This is a genomic window from Streptantibioticus silvisoli (genome assembly GCF_027947535.2).
Classification (GTDB): Bacteria; Actinomycetota; Actinomycetes; order Streptomycetales; family Streptomycetaceae; genus Streptantibioticus_C; species Streptantibioticus_C silvisoli.
Genome location: NZ_JAAGKO020000001.1, coordinates 202664 through 216453 on the forward strand (window position 1 = coordinate 202664; position 13790 = coordinate 216453).

General features: G+C 72.9%; 10 protein-coding genes. 6 read left to right on the forward strand and 4 right to left on the reverse strand.

Features of this window, described 5'->3' with window-relative positions:
• Positions 1-471: 471 nt before the first annotated feature.
• The 3 genes from POF43_RS00785 (at position 472) to POF43_RS00795 (ending at position 5110) form a co-directional block, all read left to right on the forward strand.
• Positions 472-1062 carry a carotenoid oxygenase family protein gene (locus POF43_RS00785; RefSeq protein ID WP_308217714.1) on the forward strand — a complete coding sequence of 197 codons (591 nt, stop codon included), beginning with the start codon at positions 472-474 and terminating at the stop codon, positions 1060-1062.
• Positions 1063-1386: 324 nt separating this feature from the next.
• The gene (locus tag POF43_RS00790; protein ID WP_271322236.1) at positions 1387-2982 is read left to right on the forward strand and encodes a GMC family oxidoreductase; all 1596 of its coding nucleotides are present in this window, start codon (positions 1387-1389) and stop codon (positions 2980-2982) included.
• 727 nt (positions 2983-3709) lie between these two features.
• The gene (locus tag POF43_RS00795; protein ID WP_271325671.1) at positions 3710-5110 is read left to right on the forward strand and encodes a cytochrome P450 family protein; all 1401 of its coding nucleotides are present in this window, start codon (positions 3710-3712) and stop codon (positions 5108-5110) included.
• Here the strand turns inward: POF43_RS00795 and POF43_RS00800 are convergent.
• The 4 genes from POF43_RS00800 to POF43_RS00815 are packed head-to-tail and all read right to left on the reverse strand — an operon-like array spanning position 5023 to position 10325.
• A complete protein-coding gene (locus POF43_RS00800; protein ID WP_282704352.1) occupies positions 5023-7092 on the reverse strand; it encodes an amylo-alpha-1,6-glucosidase in 2070 nt (689 codons plus the stop codon). The two genes, POF43_RS00795 and POF43_RS00800, sit on opposite strands and share 88 nt — an antisense overlap.
• A complete protein-coding gene (locus tag POF43_RS00805; protein ID WP_271324181.1) occupies positions 7089-8444 on the reverse strand; it encodes an MGH1-like glycoside hydrolase domain-containing protein in 1356 nt (451 codons plus the stop codon). Before POF43_RS00805 ends, POF43_RS00800 begins: the two co-directional genes overlap by 4 nt.
• Entirely contained in the window at positions 8441-9241 is an 801-nt protein-coding gene (locus POF43_RS00810; protein WP_271324180.1) for a sugar phosphate isomerase/epimerase family protein, read from the reverse strand. Before POF43_RS00810 ends, POF43_RS00805 begins: the two co-directional genes overlap by 4 nt.
• 37 nt (positions 9242-9278) lie before the next feature.
• The gene (locus POF43_RS00815; RefSeq protein WP_271315784.1) at positions 9279-10325 is read right to left on the reverse strand and encodes a zinc-dependent alcohol dehydrogenase; all 1047 of its coding nucleotides are present in this window, start codon (positions 10323-10325) and stop codon (positions 9279-9281) included.
• 152 nt (positions 10326-10477) lie between these two features.
• Here POF43_RS00815 and POF43_RS00820 point away from each other — a divergent pair, with 152 nt between their 5' ends.
• Genes POF43_RS00820 through POF43_RS00830 form a run of 3 tightly spaced genes read left to right on the forward strand, consistent with a single transcriptional unit; the run spans position 10478 to position 13757 of the window.
• Positions 10478-11884 carry an ABC transporter substrate-binding protein gene (locus POF43_RS00820; RefSeq protein ID WP_271324179.1) on the forward strand — a complete coding sequence of 469 codons (1407 nt, stop codon included), beginning with the start codon at positions 10478-10480 and terminating at the stop codon, positions 11882-11884.
• A gap of 38 nt (positions 11885-11922) precedes the next feature.
• Entirely contained in the window at positions 11923-12894 is a 972-nt protein-coding gene (locus POF43_RS00825; RefSeq protein WP_271315782.1) for a carbohydrate ABC transporter permease, read from the forward strand.
• The gene (locus tag POF43_RS00830; RefSeq protein WP_271315781.1) at positions 12891-13757 is read left to right on the forward strand and encodes a carbohydrate ABC transporter permease; all 867 of its coding nucleotides are present in this window, start codon (positions 12891-12893) and stop codon (positions 13755-13757) included. The genes POF43_RS00825 and POF43_RS00830 overlap by 4 nt, the downstream gene beginning before the upstream one ends.
• Positions 13758-13790 lie beyond the last annotated feature (33 nt).

Consider the following 13790-nt stretch of genomic DNA (forward strand, 5'->3'; position numbering starts at 1 on the left):
ACTTCCGAAGTGCGGGAACCCGAGAAGTGGCGCGTTTACCGATCGTTTCGGAAATGATGTGTCGATGCGCCGGAGGCAGTTGATGCCGCATGCCTGGTCGGGCGGGGTCCGGCGGAGACCGGCAAGCGTTCGTGGCGGATACGGGGTCGGGTGAACAAGTGGCGCGAGATGAAGGTGCACTCGACGGTTCAGTGCGTTTTTCCCCGGCGGAATGCAGGGGCGGCCGCGACCGGAGAACAGCCGTTCCGGTCTGTTGCGGGAGCGTCTCCGCGTTTCCCGATGGGCGGGACGGCGTCCGGCGGAGGGGGAGCCGGGTGGCGTTCCGGCCGGTTGCCGTCGGTTACGGAGACGGGAGGCGGGCCCCTGCGCTCACCGGCGGAGAGCCGTAGGCGCGGATCGGTTCAGCCGAGGCCGTGTTCAAAGGCGTAGCGCACGGCCTGGGCCCCCGAGCACGGCGCCCGCCTAGGCGTCCTGGACCGCGCCGACCCCCACGGCCCGGTCCGCTGGTTCGACATCACGCCCTGCTACGTCTTCCACACCCTCAACGCCCATGAGGAGGGCGAACGCCTCGTCCTGCACGCCGTCCGCTACGACCGGCTCGGCGACGGGGTACAGGTCGACACGCACGGAACGCTGTGGCGCTGGACCGTCGACCTGGCCACCGGCACCGTCCGCGAGGAACAACTGGACGACCGCCCCGCCGAGTTCCCCCGCATCGACGACCGCCTCGCCGGCCTGCCGTCGAGGTACGGCCACGCCAGCGCCACCCACACCCCCGGCGGCGCGGACCGCAGCGGTGCCGTGTACCGCTACGACCTGCACACCGGCGCGGTCACCAGCCACCTCTTCGCCCCCGGCCGCACCCCCGGTGAGGCCGCCTTCGCGCCGGCCGACGACCGGGTCGGCGGTCCCGGTTACCTGATGGCCTTCGTCCACGACGCCGCCCGTGACCGCAGCGACCTGGAAATCCTCGACGCCGAAACTCTCGACACCCTGGCCACCGTCCACCTGCCCCGCCGTGTTCCGGCCGGCTTCCACGGCAACTGGCTCCCGGACCGCTGAACGGGCTGCCGCCCCGGACCAGGGGATCGGGTGCTGGGCAACCATGACCCCGGCTTCGCCCCCTGCCTCACCGCACGCGCCGTCGGCGCAGGCAGGGGCGGTCGGCGGGAGGCCGGGCTCCGACGCGCCGGCGAGGCGCCCGCCCGGGTCAGGCGGACGGTCCCGGGAACGCGGCACGTCTGACGTGCATATACCGCCCGGAAACTCCGATGAGCACACTATTGATCCGTATCTGGCGATCCGTCATATCGGGGGGCTACAGTCGTGAAGGTCCCTCCGCTTCGGAGCGGAGCGGGCGCAGATCGGAGACCGGAGAGCGGGGTGGTGGACGTGTACGACTACGTGATCGTCGGTGCCGGTTCGGCCGGCTGCGTACTGGCTGCCCGGCTGAGTGAGGACCCCGGCGTCCGGGTGGCCCTGGTGGAGGCCGGCGGTCCCGACACGGCCCCGGAGATCCACACACCGCTGGCCTTCCCGAGCCTCTTCAGTTCCGCATGGGACTGGGACTACCACTCGGCCCCCGAGCCCGGCCTCGACGGTCGGCGCGCCCCGCTGCCGCGCGGCCGGGTACTCGGCGGGTCCTCCTCGATGAACGCCATGATCTACATCCGCGGCAACCCCGCGGACTACGACGCCTGGTCCGCGAACGGTGCCCCCGGCTGGGCCTGGCGGGACGTCCTGCCGTACTTCCTGCGGGCCGAGGACAACGAACGCGGCGCCACCGCCCTGCACGGTGCCGGCGGACCGCTCACCGTCAGCGACGGACGCTCCCGGCACGTCATGATGGACGCCTTCGTCGAGGCGGCCCAGCAGGCCGGTCACCCCCGTAACGAGGACTTCAACGGACCGCGCCAGGACGGGGTGGGCCACTACCAGCTCACCCAGCGCAACGGCATGCGGTGCAGCACCGCGGTCGGTTATCTGCGTCCGGCGCTGGAGCGGCCCAACCTCGACGTGCTGACCGACACGCTGTGCGGCCCACTGCTGTTCGACGGTGACCGGGTGACCGGCGTGGAGATCGAACGCGCCCGCGAGGTGTCCGCGCTGCACGCCGCGCGCGAGGTCGTGCTCTGCGCCGGCACGTACAACTCCCCGCATCTGCTGATGCTCTCCGGCATCGGCCCGGCCGCCACCCTGGCCGCGTGCGGCATCACCCCGCGGGTCGATCTGCCCGTCGGGGAGAATCTCCAGGACCACCTGCACGCCGGCGTCTCCTACCTCTCCGGCACCGAGTCCCTCCTCACCGCCCGCACCGAGCGCAACGTAGCCCTGCTCGTCGGATCGGGCCGCGGACCCCTCACCTCCAACGTCGCCGAGGCCGGCGGATTCCTACGCACCCGCGAGGGACTCGCGGCCCCGGACGCGCAGATCCACGCGGCGCCCGTGCTGTTCACCGAGGACCTCCTCGCCGTCCCGTCGCAGCACGGCTTCGTCATCGGGGCGGCGCTGCTGTGCCCCACCAGCCGGGGAAGCGTCGTTCCGCGGTCCGCGCTGCCGTCCACCAAGCCCCGCGTCCAGCACAACTACCTCGCCACCGCCGAGGACCGCGACACCATGGTGCGAGCGGTACGGGTGGTCCTGGAGATCGCCGGCCAGCCCGCCCTCAAACCCCACCGCGGCGACCCGCTGCACGCACCGGCCTCCGCCGGGGACGCCGACATCCTGGCCTTCGTCCGGCGGCAGGCGCAGACGATCTACCACCCCGTCGGGACCTGCGCGATCGGCACGGTGGTCGACCCCGACCTGCGGGTGCGGGGCGTCGAGGGGCTGCGGGTGGTCGACGCCTCGGTGATGCCGACGATCGTGCGCGGCAACACCAACGCGCCCACGGTGATGATCGCGGAGAAGGCCGCGGACCTCCTCCGCGATCGCACGGCGGTCCCCCGAATCGCGGCGGATGCGATAGCACCGGCTTCCTGACGAGCGGTTCCGGCGGCCGTTCCGGCGCCGGTTCCCACGGGGAGCCGCGCGTACCGTTCGGCGGCCGTCCGGGCGGTTCACGCTGCCCGTGGCCGACCCCGGCGGAGGGGGCACGCGGCAGAACAGCTCCGGGTGGTCCGGGGGCGCGAACGTCCCCACGCCTCACCGGTGTTGTCCCGGGCGGTGCCGCGCTCATGCACTCTGCGGCCCGGTCCGGTGAGTGTCCTCGGCTCCCGCTCGGCACCCGGCGCGTGGTCCCGTCGATGCGCCGACCTGTCGACCCGATCCGCCGCGCCGCCGTGCGTTCGTCGAAGCGAGGCCGCGATCCGCCCGGCGGCGTGCACGGCGGTCTCCTCGTGCGCCGGGGAAGTGGCAAGTCGTGCGCCGGGGGAGTGGCAAGTGACGGGATGCGCGCGGGTGTTGCGGAGTGCGCCGGGCCGTGACGCAATACGTCCTGTCACTTTATTCGACGTTATGTCAGCCTGGACCGGCACGCCCCGTTGTCCGACCCCAAGCCGCATCATGCCGACGCGCTGCTTCCCGACACGCCTCCCGCCCGACCGGCCTCCCACCCGGTGCGCGCCCCACGGGCCGCCACCCGACCCCCGGCGACCGGTCCACCGGGCCCCGCACCGGCCGCCCCGACGCCCCGCCGTCCTGCGGCCCTCCACTGTCCCCCGCGCCCCCGCCGTCCTTCGGCCCCCACCGCCACCGAAAGGCGTGCCTCATGAATCCGCACCCCCTGTCAAACGGTTGCCCGTACGTGCTCGACGCCTCCGGTGGCGACATTCACGCCGAGGCCGCGGCGTTACGTGCGCTGGGACCGGCCGCGCGCACCGAACTGCCCGGCGGTGTGCTCGCCTGGTCCGTCACCGAACCCTCGCTGGTGCGCCGTCTGCTGACCGACCCGCGCATCTCCAAGGACGCCCGGCAGCACTGGACCGCGTACCGCGAGGGCCGGGTGCCTGCCGACTGGCCGCTGCGGATCTGGGTCGAGGTCGTCAACGCGCTGTCCGCGCAGGGCAAGGAGCACACCCGGCTGCGGCGCCCGCTGGCCGGCGCGTTCTCCACCCGGCGCGTCCGTGCCCTCGCCCCGCGGATCGAGACCATCACCCGGGCCCTCCTCGACGACCTCCGGGCGGCGGGCGACGGCGCGCCGGTCGACCTGCGCGCGCGGTTCGCCTGGCAGCTGCCCCTGCTGGTCGTCAACGCGCTCATCGGCGTCCCCGAGGAACTGCACGACGGTTTCCGGGACGCGATGGGAGCGCTGTTCATCACCGAACGGACCGAGGAGGAGGCCACGGCCGGCTACGCCGAGGTCTACCGGTTGCTGAACGCCCTCATCGCCCGCAAGCGCGAACGGCCCGCCGACGACGTGTCCTGCGAGCTGATCGCCGCCCACGACCGCGGTGAACTCACCGAGCAGGAACTGTGCGACAGCTTTCTGCTGATCATCGCCGCGGGCCATGAGACGACGGTGAACCTCCTCGACCACGCCGTCACCAATCTGCTGACCCATCCCGACCAACTCGCGGCGCTGCTGCGCGGCACGGTCGCCTGGGATCAGGCCGTCGAGGAGACCCTGCGCCACCAGGCCCCCATCGCGAACCTCCTGATGCGCTTCCCCATCACGGACGTCACCGACGAGCCGAGCGGCCTGACGTTCCGCCAGGGAGAGGCCATCGTCGTCAACTACGCCTCCGTCGGCCGGCATCCGGCGGTCCACGGCCCCACCGCCGACTCCTTCGACATCCACCGCGCGACCGCCCGCGACCATCTCGCCTTCGGCCATGGCGCCCACCTCTGCCTCGGCGCCGAACTCGCCCGCCTGGAGGCCCGGATCGCGCTGCCCGCCCTCTTCGCGGCGTTCCCCCGGCTCCGGCTCGCCGTCGACCCCGCCGACCTCACGCCGCTGCCGTCGTTCGTCACCAACGGCCACCGCGGCCTGCCCGTCCATCTGCACGGTTGCCGCCCCTCGGCGGTGGCTGACGCCGGCGTCCGGGGTCCGGCCCGTGGCGTGGTGGGCGGCGGAGCGGGGTGTCAGGTCCCCGCGCCGCCGCCCACGGCGGTGAGCAGGGCGAGCGGGGTGGCGGCCGCCCAGGCCTGCGGTGAGCACGCGTGCGGATAGGGCACCGGCTCGGGGTGGTGGTCGCGGCCGTAGCCCGCCATGACCTCGGGCAGCCGCCAGTCGTGCCGCCGGGCGGCCTCGGTCAGCGCGTCGGCGACGGCGCAGGCTTCGGCGGTGAGGCCGTAGCGGGCCAGACCCAGCGCGATGACCGCGTTGTCGTGGGGCCAGATGCTGCCGCGGTGGTAGGACAGCGGGTGGTAGGGGGCCTGGCCGGCGGCGAGGGTGCGGATGCCCCAGCCGGAGAAGAAGTCGGGCTCCAGCAGGCGGCGGCCGACCCGGATGCCGCAGTCGTGGTCGAGGATGCCGGACCACAGCAGGTGGCCGGCGTCCGAGGCGAGCGCGTCGGCGCGGCGGCCGTCGCCGTCCAGCGCGAGGGCGGGGAAGTCGGCGCCGGGCAGCCAGAAGTCGCGGACGAACCGCTCGCGCAGCGCCTCGGCGGCGGCCTCCAGCCGATCGGCGTACGACGGGTCGTTCCACACGTCCCGGGCCAGCCGGGCGGTGCGCAGCAGCGCGTCGTAGGCGTATCCCTGAGCCTCGGCGACCGCGACGGCTCCGGTCGCCGGGGTGCCGTCGGCGCGGCAGATCGCGCCGGCCGAGTCCTTCCAGTTCTGGTTCTCCAGGCCGCCGGCCCCGGCGTCGGAGGTGTAGACGAGGTAGCCGCGCCCGGTGAGCCCGCCGTCGCGGAACATCCACTCGACGGCGGCGCGGGCGTGGGTCTCCAGCCGGCGGGCGAGGGCGGGGTCGCCGGTGCGGCGGGCGTGCGCGTCGAGCAGGACGAGGAAGAGCGGGGTGGCGTCGACCGAGCCGTAGTAGCGGCCGTAGGGCACCTGGCGGAAGTGGGCGAGTTCGCCGTGCCGGATCTCGTGCGGGATGCGGCCGGGCTGTTCCAGGCCGGCGGCGCGGTGCCGGGTGCCCTGGGCGGCGGCGAGCGCCTTCAAGGTGGCGGCGGCGAGGGCGGGCCGGTAGGGCAGGGCGAACAGCGAGGTCAGCAGGGAGTCGCGGCCGAACAGGGTGAGGAACCACGGTGTGCCGGCGCCCGGTACGCGCAGCACCTCACCGTCGGGACCGGTGGCCGGGACCCGCAGCCCGGCCAGGTCGGTCAGACCGGCCTCGGCGGCGCGCAGCAGGTCGGCGCGGCCCGCGGGGGCGGCCGGGCGGGGGCTCGCGGCGGTGAACTCCGCGACGTCTTCGTGCTGTTCGGCCCGCAGCCGCGCGGGAGTGGCCGTCGCGCGCGGTGGCGATCCGTGGGCGGCGAACGCCTGTACGGCGAGGGTGAGTTCACGTTCCGCGTGCGGGGGCAGGGTGAGGTGCCACACCAGGACGCGTTCGGCCGCGTGCTCGTGACGGGCCGTCAGATCCGCGGCGAGGCCGGTGCCGGCTGCCGCCGGTGCGCCGGCCGGCTTCCAGTCCGTCCCGTCACCCGGGCGAACGGCCGCCTCCGGTGCGCCGGGTGCTCCCGGAACGCGCAGCTCGTCCGGTTGCGGTCGTGCGGTGACCGTGGTGGAGGACGTCCAGTCGTCGCCGCGGCGGTAGCCGAACTCGACGCCGCCCGGGACGGGCCGGACGCTGTGCGTGGCGCCGGGCTTGTCGTAGCCGCGGCCATCGGAGCGCAGTTCGAACTGGTCGGCGAAGTCGGCCCCGGCGGTGAGTTCCAGGGTGACGCGGGCCGGCCGGCCGAGGTTGTTCACCAGCCGCAGGCGTTCGGCGAAGGTGCCGTGGCCGACGGCCTGTTCGCGCAGGACGGTGAAGGCGGGCGGTTCGTCACGGGTGCCGGGCGGCACCAGGACGGCACCGGCGTCGGTGGTGGCGAGCACCACCAGCGGTCGGCCGGCCGCCGTCAGCCGCCAGCGGCTCAGGTGGCGGGCGTCCCGCACGAACAGACCGTCCGGCGCGGTGCCGCGGCCGCCGGTGATGTCGCCGGCCGGGCCGGTGGCGGCGAACGTGCCCCGGTGGACCAGGAGGCGCTGGGCGGTGCCGCTCACCGGGCACGCTCCGGGTGGCCGCACAGCAGGTCCAGGGCCAGGCCCGCGGTCCAGCTGAAGTCGCGGATGCCGCGGCCGGCGCCGTTGTGCGGGTCGACGTACTCGGCGAAGCCGGTCGCGCCCGCGTCGCGCAGGATGCCCTCGCGCAGCCGGTCCGCCTCGGCGACCGCGCCGCAGGCGAGCAGGCCGCGGTGGATCAGCCAGGCGGTGTTGAACCAGCTGGGCCCGCGCCAGTAGCGGCTGGGGTCGAACTCCGGTCCGGTCAGGTCGTAGCTGGGGACCATGTGGACCTCGCCGAGCCGGAAGTGGTCGCCGGCCGCGGTGCGCAGCAGGGCGTCGGTGATCCGCCGGGGCAGGCCGGGCACCATGAGCGGCAGCAGGCCGGCGACGCCGCGCACCGGGATCAGCCGGTCGTCGTGCAGGTCGCGGGCGGTGAAGATGCCGCGCTCCTCGTCCCACAGGCGGTCGGTGAGCGCGGCGGTGCGGCGGACCGCCCGGGCGCGGGCCGGGGCCGGGTCGGCGCCGATCGCCTCGGCGATGTCGGCGAGCGCGTACTCCGAGGCGATGAGCAGCGCGTTGAAGCCGGGGTCCTCGACGGCGAACGCGAACCGGGCGCGCGCGTCGTCGTAGCCGGCGTCGCGGTAGTCGGCGGCCAGCCGGACGTAGCGGGCGTAGTCGAGGTCGGTCGGCCGGTCGGAGGCGGCGCTGTGGTCGAGGTCGGCACGCCGGAACGAGCCGGCCGGTGCCGGGGGCACCCGGCGCAGGGCGGTGTCCCAGGCCGGGCTGTTGTCCAGGCCCGGTTCCCACGGGTGCACGATGGCGGCGAGTCCCCGGCCGCCGAGGTCGCGGTGGGCGGTGAGGTAGCGGTGCCAGGCGTCGAGTCCGGGGTGGAGCCGGGCCAGGAAGCGTCTGCGGCCGGACTCGGCCGGGTCGGCGCGGTGAACCAGCCACGCGGCCAGCGCGTGCACCGGGGGCTGGACGATGCCGGAGGTCTCCGGGGTGCTCGGGGCGCCGGCCGGGCGGCCCGCGGTGGAGGAGCGCCAGAAGTCGGGACTGGGAAAGTAGGCGCCGCAGGGCACGGCCGGGTTGAACACGATGTGCGGCACCCGCCCGTCGGCCCACTGGGCGCTGAGCAGCGACTCCAGCTCGCGCTGGGCGCGGCGCGGGGACAGGTGGCGCAGGCCGATGGCGATGAACGCGGAGTCCCAGCTCCACTGGTGGGGGTACAGGGAGCGGGACGGCACGGTGGCGTTGCCGGTCCAGTTGCCGAGCAGGACGCGTACGGCGGCGGCCCGCAGGGACCGGTGGTGCCGGCCGGGACCGTGTTGCGCGGGATCGAGCAGGACGGTCATCCGGCCGCCCGTCGCAGGAAGGCCGGGATGGCGGCGACGGCCTCGCCGGGGTCGCCGGCCAGCCGGCACTCGACGGCGAGGTGGCCCTGGTAGCCGATGGCCTCCAGGGCGCCGAGCCAGGCCGGCCAGTCCAGGTGGCCGGCACCGGGCTGGAGGCGGTTGGAGTCGGAGACCTGGGCGTGGCCGATCCAGGGCCCGGCGGCGAGGACGGCGGCCGGCGGGTCGGCCTCCTCGATGTTCATGTGGTAGCTGTCGATGCCGATGCGGACCGAGTCCAGGCCGACGGCAGCGATCAGGTCGGCGGCCTGCCGCAGCGTGTTGACCATGTGGTCCTCGTACCGGTTGAGCGGTTCGAGGAAGAGGGTGACGCCTTCGGCGCGCGCGTGTTCGCCGAGTTCGGTCAGCGCGGCGAGCAGGACCTCCCGGTCGCGCCCGGCGGAGCGCGGCGGCTCGAACGGGGGCAGGCGGCGGGAGAACATGCCGTAGGAGGCGGGGGTCTGGGCGCCGGCGCCGCCGATCTCGGCGATGACCGACAGCTGGGACTTCATCTGCACGACGGCGTCGCGGCGCAGGTCGTCGTCGAAGGCGCCGATGAAGTGCGGCATGTCGACGCAGACGGTCGGCATGACGACGCCGTCGGCCAGCGCCCGGCGCAGTTCGGGGAGCCGGTCGCGGAAGGACAGCCCGCCCTTGCCGCGCAGTTCGATGGCGTCGTAGCCGGCGGCGGTGGCGTGCTCCCACTTGGTCTGGAGGGTCTCTCCGGGGAGCAGTTGCTCCTGGCAGGCGATCTTGAGCATGGCGTCGGGGGCCTTTCGGAACGCGGAGCGGGCGGGGTCAGAACTCCAGGACGACCTGGAGCGCCTCGGCGGGCCGCTCGTCGAGCAGGGTGTAGGCGTCGGCGGCCCGGGCGGCGGGCACGGTGTGGCTGACCAGGGTCCGCGGGTCGACCAGGCCGTCGCGGACCAGGCGCAGGAAGGTGGCCTGGAGGCGTTCGACGCTCCAGCGGTGCGACAGCTGCGCGGGGACGCCGCCGATCTGGGAGCAGACGAGCTGCACGCGGTTGTGGTGGAACTCGTCGCCGAGCCGCAGTCCGGTGCCGTCGCCCTGGTAGAAGCCGGAGGCGACGACCCGGCCGCCGGGCACGACCGACCGGATCGCGTCGTGCAGGGCGGGGTGGGCGCCGGAGATCTCGATGGCGACGTCGGCGCCGCGGCCCTCGGTGTACTCGCGCAGGGTCTCGGCGACCCGGCCGTCGCGGGCGTTGACGGTGTGGGCCGCGCCGTGGGCCCGGGCGGCCGCCAGCCGGGCGTCGATGGCGTCCACGGCGGTGACCCGGGCGCCGCTGAGGGCGGCGAGCCGGGTGGTGAGCAGGCCGATGACGCCCTGGCCGAAGACGGCGACGTCCTCGCCGAGGTGGAGGTCGGCGGCCAGGATCGCGTTGTAGGCGATCGCGCCGACCCGGGCGAAGGCGCCGGCCAGTGGGTCGAGGCCGGCGGGCAGGGTGTGCCCGGTCATCCGTGCGGCCGGGACGACGCCCTCGCTGCGGTGGCCCCAGATGCCCCAGACCAGGTCGCCGACGACGGGCAGTGCGGGGGTGCCGGCCAGCTCCGGTGAGACCTCGGTCACCTCGCCGACCTCGGAGTAGCCCCAGCCGGCCACCGGGTAGGCGATGCCGGCCACGTCGTCGCGGAACAGCCGCACATCGGGGTCCCAGGTGCGGGTGAGGTAGGGGTTGGTGCCCCGGTAGGCGGTCAGCTCGGTGCCGGCCGAGATGCCGGAGTACCGGGTGCGGACCCGCAGGTGGCCCGGCGGCAGGTCCTGCGCGGCGACGGTGGCGACCTCGACCTGACGGGGGCCGGTGAACTGGACGATGCGTTCCACGAGAGCTCCGAACCTGCGGCGTTACATGCTGTGTTCAGCCAGATGCCTCTGTCTTACGTCGAAGATATCTCAGACTTAAGTCTTGTCAACAAGCAAAAGTGGTGCTGTTATGCAGGACATCGTTAACGCAAAGCTGCGAGTAAGGACGATTCATGCACATGCGGTCGCTTAGGGTGAGAAGTCTGACGGCGGGCGTCGCGGCCGTGCTGGGCGCCGGCCTGCTGGCGGGCTGCTCGGGCGGGAGCGGCTCCGCCGCCCACTCGGGCAAGTCCATCACCGTGTGGAGCGAGGAGAACGCCACCGACCGGATGGCCGAGCAGCGCACGCTGGCCGCCGAGTTCACCCGGCAGACCGGCATCAAGGTCAACCTGGTCGGGGTCGACGAGGACCAGCTTCCCCAGCAGGTGGAGGCCTCGGCCGCGGCCGGCAAGCTGCCGGACGTGATGGGCGGCATCCCGCTGGCCCAGCTGTGGCAGATGTACTCCAACGGCCTGGTCAACACCGACGCCGCCGCCACGGCCCTCAAGAGCCTGGGCCGCTCCACGTTCAACGCCAACGCGCTGAAGCTGGCCAGCGACGGCTCCAAGCCGCTCGCGGTCCCCAGCGACTCCTGGCAGCAGATCCTGGTCTACCGCAAGGACCTGTTCGCCAAGGCGCACCTGCCGGTGCCCGACACCTACGCCAACATCGTCAAGGCGGCGCAGACCCTCGGCACCGGCTCGCTGAACGGCATGTCGCTGTCCACCGACCCCAAGGACGTCTTCACCCAGCAGAGCTTCGAGGACCTGGCGGTCGCCAACAACTGCCAGATGGTCGACTCCTCCGGCACCGTCCAGCTCGACAGCCCCGCCTGCCGCACGGCGTTCAAGACCTACGACCAGCTCGCGGCCACCGGACCGGCCGGCACCCAGACCGTCGACACCACCCGCGCCACCTACCAGGCGGGCCAGTCGGCGATGGTCGTGTGGTCGACCTACCTGCTCGACTCGCTGGCCGGCCTGAACGGCGACGTGCCGCCCAACTGCCCGCAGTGCAAGAGCGACCCGGGCTTCCTGGCGAAGAACTCCGGCATCGTCACCGCGATCAAGGGCCCGAACGGCAGCACCCCGGCCCAGTTCGGCGAGATCTCCTCCTGGACGGTCACCAAGTCCGCCAACGCCCCGGCCGCGACCAAGTTCGTGGAGTTCATGATGAACCAGGGCTACGAGGGCTGGGTCGGCATGAAGCCCGAGGGCAAGATCCCGGTGCGCACCGGCACCCCCGCCGACCCGAAGAAGTACGTCGACGACTGGTACGGCATGAAGATCGGCGTCACCCGCTTCGAGCCGCTGGACCAGCTCTACCCCAAGCCGTTCCTCAACACCTTGCTGGCCGGCGTGTCCAACATGCGGCGCTGGGGCATCACCGAGGGCCAGGGCGCCCTGGTCGGCGCCACCGAGGGCTCACTGCCGGTGCCCCAGGCCATCGGCGCCATGGCCGGCGGCGACCACGTCCCGGCCGCCGCCACCGCCCAGCAGGCAGCCGCGGCCGTGACCGCGCTGAAGAAGACGCTCCACTGACCGCGCGCACCACCGTCGCCCCTGAGGGAAGCACCGACATGAGCACAGCCACCGGCGGGAAACGCCGCCGGATGTCCCCCCTGCAAGCCCAGCAGAACCGGGCCGGCCTGGCGTTCGTCTCGCCGACGCTGCTGGTGGTCCTGGTGATCGTCATCGTCCCGATCCTGTGGACCGTGCTGCTCTCCTTCCAGCAGGCCAAGCTGATCGACCTGCAGAGCATGAACCTGTTCGGCAACTGGACGTTCGGCAACTTCGTCCAGGTCTTCACCCAGCCCGGGTTCTGGTCCTCGCTGTGGACGACGCTCGTCTACACCGTGGGCGGCACCGTCGGGTCGATCGCCCTCGGCCTGGTCGCCGCGCTGGCCCTGCGGCGCCCCTTCCGCGGCCGGGGCATCCTGCGCGGCACCATGCTGCTGCCCTACGTGGCGCCGGTGGTGGCGGTCACCTTCGTGTGGGAGACCGCGCTGTCACCACAGACCGGCATCGTCAACAGCTGGGGACAGCACCTGCTCGGCTGGCACAAACCGATCGCGTTCCTGTCCACCAGCGACTACCGCGCCGACCTCCTCGGCCTGCACGTCCACCTGCCGCTGGCGCTGCTGACGGTGGTGGCCTTCGAGATCTGGCGCTACTTCCCGTTCGCCTTCCTCTTCCTGCTGGCCCGGCTCCAGGCGGTGCCGGGCGGCATCGAGGAGGCCGCCACCGTGGACGGCGCCACCCTCACCCAGCGGTTCCGCCACATCCTGCTGCCGCAGCTGATGCCGGTCATCGCGCTGCTGTCGGTACTGCGGTTCATCATGACGTTCAACAAGTTCGACGACGTCTACCTGCTCACCGGCGGCGACTCCGGCACCGACGTGGTCTCGGTACGCGTCTACGACTTCCTGACCGCCAGCTACGACGTCGGCTCGGCCGCCGCGCAGGCGCTGGTGCTGGCCGTCATCCTCATGGTGCTGCTCGGCATCTACTTCGCTTTCTTCGCCAAGCGCGTCCAGGAGGAGCAGGCATGACCCGCGCCCAGTTCGAGGACCGCTTCTTCGGCATCGTGCGCTACGCCGTCATCGCGGTGCTGGTGATCGCCACGGTCTTCCCGTTCTACTACATGGTCATGCTGTCCTTCCGGTCCACCGGCGCCCTGCTGCTCGACCCCGGCGCGCTGTGGCCGAACCTGAGGGAACTGACCCTCGGCACCTACCGCGACATCCTGGAGCCGACCTCCCGGGGCGGCCAGGGGCTGCTGGCGATGCTGCGCAACTCCGCACTGGTCTCGCTGGGCACCGTGGTGCTGACACTGGCCGCCTCGGTGCCGGGGGCCTGGGCGATCAGCCGGCTGAAGTTCGTCGGCAGCCGCCAGATATCGGCGCTGTTCCTGGCCGTCTACCTCTTCCCGGCGACCCTGCTGGCCGTACCGCTGTTCGTGATGTTCTCCCGGATCGGCCTCCAGGGCAGCCTGATCGGCCTGGCCGTCGTCTACATCGCGCAGACCGTGCCGGTCTCCATCTACATGCTGAAGAACTACTTCACCACCGTGCCGCTCAGCATCGAGGAGGCCGCCGCCCTCGACGGCTGCTCGCGGATGACCATCCTGCGCAAGGTGGTGCTGCCACTGGCCGCCCCCTCGCTGATGGCCACCGGCCTGTACGTGTTCATGATCGCCTGGAACGAGTTCCTCTTCGCGCTGCTGTTCCTGGCCGCCACGCCGGGCAAGTGGACGGTCTCGCTGGGCCTTTCCCAGATGAACAACGCCATCCAGGTGCCCACCACCGTCCTGATGGCGGGATCGGTCGTGCTGACCATCCCCGTGATAGTCCTGTTCTACGCCGCCGAACGGTTCCTGACCGAGGGACTGACCAGCGGCGCCGACAAGAGCTGACACCGCATCGGCCCCGCCGGCACCCGGCGGACC

What these genes read in the sequence shown, in the direction of transcription:
- POF43_RS00805 (WP_271324181.1), bottom strand. Translation starts at nt 8,444, where the DNA reads ATGACCGTCCTGCTCGATCCCGCGCAACACGGTCCCGGCCGGCACCAC.
- POF43_RS00830 (WP_271315781.1), top strand. Translation starts at nt 12,891, where the DNA reads ATGACCCGCGCCCAGTTCGAGGACCGCTTCTTCGGCATCGTGCGCTAC.
- POF43_RS00825 (WP_271315782.1), top strand. Translation starts at nt 11,923, where the DNA reads ATGAGCACAGCCACCGGCGGGAAACGCCGCCGGATGTCCCCCCTGCAA.
- POF43_RS00810 (WP_271324180.1), bottom strand. Translation starts at nt 9,241, where the DNA reads ATGCTCAAGATCGCCTGCCAGGAGCAACTGCTCCCCGGAGAGACCCTC.
- POF43_RS00820 (WP_271324179.1), top strand. Translation starts at nt 10,478, where the DNA reads ATGCACATGCGGTCGCTTAGGGTGAGAAGTCTGACGGCGGGCGTCGCG.
- POF43_RS00795 (WP_271325671.1), top strand. Translation starts at nt 3,710, where the DNA reads ATGAATCCGCACCCCCTGTCAAACGGTTGCCCGTACGTGCTCGACGCC.